The organism is Acinetobacter sp. BMW17, from assembly GCF_001592855.1.
Lineage (GTDB): Bacteria > Pseudomonadota > Gammaproteobacteria > Pseudomonadales > Moraxellaceae > Acinetobacter > Acinetobacter johnsonii.
Genome location: NZ_LSOD01000030.1, coordinates 53620 through 59619, shown reverse-complemented (window position 1 = coordinate 59619; position 6000 = coordinate 53620). Strand labels below are relative to the sequence as shown.

At 40.9% G+C, this 6000-nt stretch carries 4 protein-coding genes; 1 reads left to right on the top strand and 3 read right to left on the bottom strand.

Features of this window, described 5'->3' with window-relative positions:
* Positions 1 to 284: 284 nt before the first annotated feature.
* On the bottom strand, positions 285 to 2891 hold the full coding sequence (gene acnD / locus AXW61_RS09665; protein WP_062034155.1) for a Fe/S-dependent 2-methylisocitrate dehydratase AcnD: 2607 nt from the start codon (positions 2889 to 2891) through the stop codon (positions 285 to 287).
* A gap of 261 nt (positions 2892 to 3152) precedes the next feature.
* On the opposite strand from acnD, the gene AXW61_RS09660 reads away from it, so the two are divergent.
* Positions 3153 to 3875: an aminomethyltransferase gene (locus AXW61_RS09660; protein ID WP_062034154.1), complete on the top strand. Its 723-nt coding sequence runs from the start codon at positions 3153 to 3155 to the stop codon at positions 3873 to 3875.
* 73 nt (positions 3876 to 3948) lie between these two features.
* On the opposite strand, the gene AXW61_RS09655 is transcribed toward AXW61_RS09660, so the two are convergent.
* Positions 3949 to 5139 (bottom strand): PQQ-dependent sugar dehydrogenase, encoded by a 1191-nt coding sequence (locus AXW61_RS09655; RefSeq protein WP_062034153.1) that lies wholly within the window; start codon positions 5137 to 5139, stop codon positions 3949 to 3951.
* A gap of 336 nt (positions 5140 to 5475) precedes the next feature.
* Positions 5476 to 5721 carry a hypothetical protein gene (locus AXW61_RS09650; RefSeq protein ID WP_004695190.1) on the bottom strand — a complete coding sequence of 82 codons (246 nt, stop codon included), beginning with the start codon at positions 5719 to 5721 and terminating at the stop codon, positions 5476 to 5478.
* Positions 5722 to 6000 lie beyond the last annotated feature (279 nt).

Here is a 6000-nt window from a genome sequence, read left to right as displayed (position 1 = left end):
AATTGGTTGTACGATAGATTTTAGGTGTGGGCTTATTCATTTGAGAATTATATTGTGGAATAAGCCTTTAGAGATAGGTTTGTGCAACAAAGCCCCATGTCTTTAATAATTAATTCTTCCACGCCACACCTCTAATAAAAATAAACCCCACTTAACAGTAGGGTCTTTTTACAACAATTTCAATGACTTTAATCTCCCCTAGCCCCTCTTTTTAAAGAGGGAAACTCCCTCCTTTTTCAAAGGTGAGGAATATATTCCGTAAGGGGAGGATTTAAAGAATTACATCAAGCCACATTACCTTCCAAGAAATCCTGTGCAAAGCGCTGTAACACCCCACCCGCTTCATATACAGACACTTCCTCTTCGGTATCTAAACGACAAGTGACAGGCACTTCAACAATTTCACTCTTGCCTTCATCCGTTGAACGCTCAATCACTAAATTCAAAGTTGAACGTGGCGCAATATTACCAATCACGCTATAAAGTTCCGTACCATCCAAACCTAAAGTTTTACGGTTTACACCCGCTTTAAACTCAAGAGGCAATACGCCCATACCCACCAAGTTGGTACGGTGGATACGCTCAAAACCTTCAGCGACAATTGCTTCCACGCCCGCAAGACGCACACCTTTTGCAGCCCAATCACGGCTTGAACCCTGACCATAATCCGCACCCGCAATAATAATTAACGGCTGCTTACGATTCATATAAGTCTCAATCGCTTCCCACATACGCATTACTTCACCTTCAGGCTCAACACGTGCTTTCGAACCTTGCTTGATCGTACCGTCCGCACGAACCACCATTTCATTAAACAATTTCGGATTGGCAAAGGTCGCACGTTGTGCCGTCAAATGGTCACCACGATGTGTTGCATACGAGTTAAAGTCTTCTTCAGGTACACCCATTTTATGCAGATATTCACCTGCTGCCGAATCCATCATAATTGCATTCGATGGCGATAAATGATCCGTGGTGATATTGTCAGGTAAAATCGCAAGCGGACGCATATTTGACAATGTACGAGGTGCAGCTAAAGCCCCTTCCCAGTACGGCGGACGGCGGATATAGGTACTTTGCGGACGCCAGTCATATAAAGGACTTGCTGCTTTTTCAGTAACACCCAAATCAAACATTGGAATATACACTTTACGGAATTGTTCAGGTTTCACCGCTTCTTTAACCAATGCATCAATTTCTTCATCAGAAGGCCAAATGTCTTTCAGGTAAATTGGATTACCGTCTTTATCTGTACCTAATGCATCTTTTTCGATGTCAAAACGAATTGTTCCTGCAATCGCATAGGCTACAACCAGCGGAGGTGATGCCAAGAACGCTTGTTTTGCATAAGGGTGGATACGACCATCGAAGTTACGGTTACCCGAAAGTACCGCAGTTGCATACAAATCACGGTCAATAATTTCTTGTTGTAGTTTAGGATCTAAAGCACCAGACATCCCGTTACAGGTGGTACATGCATACGCCACAATACCAAAACCGAGTTTTTCCAAGTCGTCCAACACACCTGCTTCTTCCAAATACAATGCTGCGGCTTTAGAACCTGGTGCAAATGATGATTTCACCCACGGTTTGCGGGTTAAGCCCAATTCATTGGCTTTACGTGCCAATAAGCCCGCAGCAACGGTATTACGTGGGTTTGATGTATTGGTACAAGAGGTAATCGCAGCAATAATCACAGCACCATCAGGCATTAAACCATCGGTACGATTTTCAACAACACCTGCAATGCCTTTTTCTTTTAAATCCGCAGTTGATACACGAGCATGTGGGTTTGATGGGCCTGCAATATTACGTGTTACCGTTGAAAGATCGAAGCGAAGTACACGTGGATATTCCGCTTGTTTCATATCTGATGCCCAAAGACCAATTTCTTTGGCATAGTTTTCAACCAGTGCAACTTGCTCAGCTTCACGACCTGTCAAGGTTAAATAATCAATCGTGTTTTGGTCGATATAGAACATTGCCGCAGTTGCGCCATATTCAGGGGTCATATTGGAAATCGTGGCACGATCACCTACAGACATGCTGTCCGCACCTTCACCAAAGAACTCAAGGTACGCACCAACTACACGTTCTTTACGTAAGAATTCAGTCAATGCTAAAACGATATCGGTTGCTGTGATCCCCGCTTGACGTTGTCCAACAAATTCAACACCGATAATATCGGGTAAACGCATCCACGATGCACGACCGAGCATCACATTTTCAGCTTCTAAACCACCGACACCAATCGAAATCACACCAAGTGCATCGGTATGTGGCGTGTGTGAGTCTGTACCGACACAAGTATCTGGGAATGCCACACCTTCACGGCTTTGCACCACAGGAGACATTTTCTCCAAGTTGATTTGGTGCATGATGCCATTACCCGCAGGAATCACATCAACATTTTCAAAGGCTGTTTTTGTCCATTCGATGAAATGGAAACGGTCTTCATTACGACGGTCTTCAATGGCGCGATTTTTCTCAAAGGCATCGGGATCAAAACCACCGTATTCCACAGCTAAAGAGTGATCGACAATCAACTGTGTTGGCACCACAGGATTCACTTTGGATGGGTCACCGCCTTGGTCTGCAATCGCATCACGTAAACCTGCAAGGTCAACCAATGCCGTTTGTCCAAGGATGTCATGGCAGACGACGCGAGCTGGATACCAAGGGAAATCGTGATCTTGTTTTGAGAAAATCAGTTCTTTTAGTGACTGCTCCAAAATGGCAGGATCACAACGACGCACTAACTGTTCAGCCAATACTTTTGAAGTGTATGGAAGTTTTGCATAAGCGCCTGGCTGAATCTGTTCAACGGCTTCTCGCACATCAAAGTATTCTAGCTGGGTGCCTTGCAGTGGTTTGCGGTGATTATTGTTCATAGCGTTCCTGCCTTTGGTGTTTCATTTTTCTTCACTGTCTTTACTAGACAATTCATCTTTGTCTGCTAGGCATACTACACTGTCGAAAACCTATTTCCCAAATTACTTATATTTCATAAACTTAGATATAAAAACAGGGTTTTTTGAAATATTTAGTTACATTAACTTTTAAATATTTACGCTAAATATGATTTTTTCTGAAAAATAGCGGAAAATAGCTCTCATTCTTTAGTATTAGATTTTAAGGTAGGCGAGCAATTCATGAGCGATCTAGCTTTCTCCTCTTTCACTTTAATTGGTGTAGATGCCCTCAAATTTTTACAAGGCCAAGTGACGGTCAACGTTGAAGCTTTAGCTGAAAATACAACGCAATACACCGCCATTTGTGACTTGAAAGGCCGTATCCACTTTGGCTTGTGGTTGACAAAACGCAATCCTGAGCATTTTGAAATTGTCACCACACAAGACCAGTCGGAAGAGTTTGCAAAGCACATTAAAAAGTTTGGCGCTTTCTCTAAAATGAAACTTGAACCTGTGGGTTCAGTTTTCCCAACCTTTACGCAAGACCGTACCACCTTTTCTGCTGAGCCTACCGATATTGCTGCATGGCAAGTGCAAGCCATTACTCATGGTGAGGCATTTATTGACCAAAGCATTGAGCATATGTTTCAACCTCAAGAACTTCGGTTACACCAGCGTGGAGGGGTACACTATGACAAAGGCTGTTATTTGGGACAGGAAGTGATTGCACGTTTATGGTTTAAAGCTAAACCTAAAGCATGGTTACATTTAATTCAGGGTACAGGCAGTGCACCTGCGCAAGCTGAACAGTTGAATAAAGGTATTCAAGTGGTGAACAGCGCTGCGATTGATGGCGGTTATATCGCGTTGGTGGTGGCACGTCCTGAGTCTTTGACCGAACTGGATGTGACGGTTTTAGACTTACCAGAACGCTTAAATGGTGATGTGGCGAGACCTGCTTAAGTCTTTAAATTTTATATTATTATGATAAATGAGCCTCTAAAACTTATTCTTGGTTTTGGGGGCTTTTTTAAACTTAGAGCGATGAGGAATATTTCTTCCTCACATAATAAACCACACCGCCCTTATCATCAGAAAAATAAAAGGAATTTGCATCTATACGGTAAATATCTGCAGGTCGACCATACACATTTTTACCCACTAAAAAACCATCCATAAAGGTTTCAAGTTTTTGCCCTTTACGCATAATCACAATTTTATAACCATGACCAATCGTGGCATCCGTAGAACCATGCAGAGCCACTAAAAAAGTATTTTTAATGAGGTCATCCGTATTTGGATCATCAAAATAGTCAAAGCCTAGTGCAGATGAATGCGCAGGAAAATAAGCGTAAGGAGATGGTACATTTTTACATCCTGTTGGACGTTTAAATTTTGGGTCTGCTAAAATTTTACCATTCGACGAATAACAAGATGGCCAACCATAATCTGCATCACGCTTGAGTGCATAAAAAGCTTCATCAGGTTTATGTTTACCCAAATGGTCTGCACCTTGATTGGTGGCAAATAAAAATTTACCCACCCATTTCAAACCGACAGCATTACGCAAGCCTGTGGCATAAATCTTTTGTTCAGAACCATCGGGGTTCATTTCTAAAACTGTCGCTCGAACTTTTTCTTTCTCAGTACAAGCATTACAACTGGAACCGGCTGAAACATAAATTTTACCGTTCCCACCTACTGCAATGGTTCGTGTTAGATGCCAGCCACCATATTTATAACTTAGACCATAATCAGGAAAAGTCGCTAAAACTTCGGTTTTGTACGTGGGTTTCATCTCACCTTGGGTAAATTTCCGTCGGGTGAGCTGATGCGTTTCAGCCAAATACAGCCAATCTTGTCCTGAAGAATCGGTATAAAATTGGACTGAATTTGGATTCTTCAAACCTGTCATATAAGGAATAATTTTGCCGAATTTTCCTGTTTCAGCATTCCATTCATCCAAAATATAAACGATGCCTTTTTTATTGTCGGTCAAATCGTGCATATCTGTGACAAATATTCTACCGTCAGGTGCTTTGCTAAAAAAACGAACACGTTTTAAGCCCTCAGCCGCAGGAATGATTTCGTAATTTGCGGGGAGATTTAGAGAAAAGCGCTTCCCATTTTTCAAGCTGATTTGATGAGGCACAAGATTTGGCTGCCCTGCTAAAACTGCCATTGAACCAACTAAACATATGAATAAGATTGAGAATATTTTTATCATTTAGAGACGTCTCGATTCATCTTATGAAAAGTAACCTTCTTTTTTATAGGATATAACTTGAATGATGAGTGCATAGTCAAACGCTTTTGCTAGAAAAACGTATAGGCTCTTCTATACAAACTATTATTTTATATTATCTTTTAGCCTGACCACTGCAAGTATCTTTGCAGTGGGTAAATCCATTCACACTCGTTCTGCGGCTATAAACAGAACATAAAAAATATTGCTTTAACTCTATAGCAAGCATCAGTACTTGGGTAAAAGGCTCATCCAAGGACTTAAACTATTTTTAGAGCCTTATTTAATAGTTCACTCATTTTCAATGAATATGAAATATCAAAAATCATGAAACAGTTTATTCATGTCTTTGCAGAGATAGTCTTTAAATGAAAAGTCTCGTGCATGTTTAGCATCAAATTTTGCGGTCACACCGTCTTTTTCAAAAATATATACACGGTCATCTTTGCTCACTAAAAACTCACCACCTAATTTCATCAATAAGGCATCAATTTTTTCGCCATCTGGAATCGACTCATCGGCCAAAACTTTTAAATAATTTCGCTTAATTGACTTAATAAACATGCTGAACTCACTACTCATTTTCAGCGCTATTTAAACAGAATCTAAGCCAGAATCCTAATAAAACCCGAATCTCATCAGCTACAAATACCAATAACACGTTTCAGACTTTTCCACTGCACAGCACGCGGTTTGTATTGGAAAAAGATATACCGATCAACACAATCAACGGAAATTTGTAAGACCAAGACACAATTCAGATATTTACATTCACACAATTCAACTTATGATGTGAAATGACTCAAAAAAAATACACACATAGATGGACTTATGTGTAAGAAA

What these genes read in the sequence shown, in the direction of transcription:
- AXW61_RS09650 (WP_004695190.1), bottom strand. Translation starts at nt 5,721, where the DNA reads ATGTTTATTAAGTCAATTAAGCGAAATTATTTAAAAGTTTTGGCCGAT.
- AXW61_RS09660 (WP_062034154.1), top strand. Translation starts at nt 3,153, where the DNA reads ATGAGCGATCTAGCTTTCTCCTCTTTCACTTTAATTGGTGTAGATGCC.
- AXW61_RS09655 (WP_062034153.1), bottom strand. Translation starts at nt 5,139, where the DNA reads ATGATAAAAATATTCTCAATCTTATTCATATGTTTAGTTGGTTCAATG.
- acnD (WP_062034155.1), bottom strand. Translation starts at nt 2,891, where the DNA reads ATGAACAATAATCACCGCAAACCACTGCAAGGCACCCAGCTAGAATAC.